Source organism: Stenotrophomonas sp. CFBP8980 (assembly GCF_034046095.1).
Taxonomy (GTDB): domain Bacteria; phylum Pseudomonadota; class Gammaproteobacteria; order Xanthomonadales; family Xanthomonadaceae; genus Stenotrophomonas; species Stenotrophomonas lacuserhaii.
Window position 1 is genome coordinate 1 of sequence record NZ_JAXCXF010000016.1, and the last position, 374, is coordinate 374.

Annotated in this window: 1 protein-coding gene; it reads left to right on the forward strand. The window is 66.0% G+C overall.

Translation table 11 applies throughout. The features are described 5' to 3' along the window. Window positions 1–345 (forward strand): hypothetical protein (locus SOM47_RS17615; protein WP_320506287.1); only part of this gene is annotated, 345 nt, incomplete at its 5' end. Window positions 346–374: the final 29 nt, after the last annotated feature.

The following is a 374-nucleotide window of genomic DNA, read 5'->3' on the forward strand; positions in this document are numbered from 1 at the left end:
GGCCCGCAGGATGCGGCTTCTGCCGTCCCCCGACCAACCCCACCCACCCGTCGCCAAACCAGCAAACCGCTTGAAATGCCACCCGCCACGAGGGGGTCCCACCCGTTCGATCCAGCCAAAATGAAGGCGCTAAAGCAGAAGCAGAAGCAGAAGCAGAAGCAGAAGCCGCCGAGCCTGGCTATGCCGGGCATCCTGCCCGGCATCCTGCGGGCCGTCGCACGCGACGTTGGCAGCGGCTCCTTCCGCTACCTTCGGCGCTACCGCTTTTCTTTCTTTTTTTACGTGGCGGGCGGCCACCGGAATCTGTCAGGGCGACGGGTGGGTGGGGTTGGGCGGGGGCGTTGAGCGCCATGGATGGCGCGAAACGAGGCCCG